Here is a 933-nt window from a genome sequence, read left to right on the forward strand (position 1 = left end):
ACGTCATCTCGATCATCAGGAACACCGCGAACGTGATCCCGACCAGCAGGCCGGTGAACTTGGCCCGGTCGTTGACCAGCAGCTTGTAGGCGAGCTTGAGAATGCCGGGCACCATACTTTTTCTTTCTTGTCAGCGTGCCGCATTGGCCGCATTGGCCGCGCCACCTACAGCTACCTACCGCCAGCGACCACCATCGCCCACTCCGGGCGGGATCCGGGAGGGCATCTGGGGTAGGGGGCGAGCCGCGCAGCAAACCTCGCGTTCCCGCCGTTCAGGTGTGCAGCGGCGACTGCACGCTGCCTGAGCGCTCGCGCTCACGCTCGTTGTGCAGCACGCTGGCGAGCATGTTCCATTGGGAGCCGAGGGCGTCCACCAGATCATCCAGGGACAGCACGCCAACCACCGTCTCGGCATCCGTTACCGCGAGCCGGCGCACGCCGTGCGCCAGCATCGCTTGCAGCGCGTCGTCCATGCCGGCATCCTTGCCGATCGCAACCACGCCGCGCGTCATCACGTCGGCCACGGTCGCCTGCCCGGGCGCGATGCCCGCGGCGGTGCTCTCCAGCACGATGTCCCGGTCCGTCACGATGCCGATCGCGCGCTGGCCCCCGCCGAAGGGCTCGGTGACCACCAGCGCGCCGACGTGGCGGTCGCGCATCTGCACGGCGGCGTCGCGCAGCGTGCACGTATGCGGGATATGAACGGCGGACAGCGAGCAAATCTCTTCGATCCTCATCATGATTCTCCTGGCGTGGCGTGGCGTAGCCGGCCTACACGCGCCCATCAAGCTTCGCGTGCGGTACATCGGCGATGCACAGTGGCTTGCAAGGCGCGCCGGACCTGAACTCAGTCTAGCGCCGGGCGCGCGGCCGCCATTGATGCAAATCAACCCGCTTGCCGGCTTTTGCCGCGCCTGGAAGGCGGGATCGCTC

2 protein-coding genes are annotated in these 933 nt (G+C 67.2%); one reads left to right on the forward strand and one right to left on the reverse strand.

The window, feature by feature from the left end; genetic code table 11:
- Window positions 1–272 precede the first annotated feature (272 nt).
- Complete coding sequence (locus AC1DKD_RS41565; RefSeq protein WP_441633797.1) at window positions 273–740, reverse strand: CBS domain-containing protein; 468 nt, start codon at window positions 738–740, stop codon at window positions 273–275.
- On the opposite strand from AC1DKD_RS41565, the gene AC1DKD_RS41570 reads away from it, so the two are divergent.
- The coding region (locus AC1DKD_RS41570) for a hypothetical protein (RefSeq protein WP_477144777.1) at window positions 739–933 on the forward strand (195 nt) is incomplete at its 3' end. The two genes, AC1DKD_RS41565 and AC1DKD_RS41570, sit on opposite strands and share 2 nt — an antisense overlap.

The sequence above is a fragment of the Cupriavidus sp. 05T313 genome, from assembly GCF_056396665.1.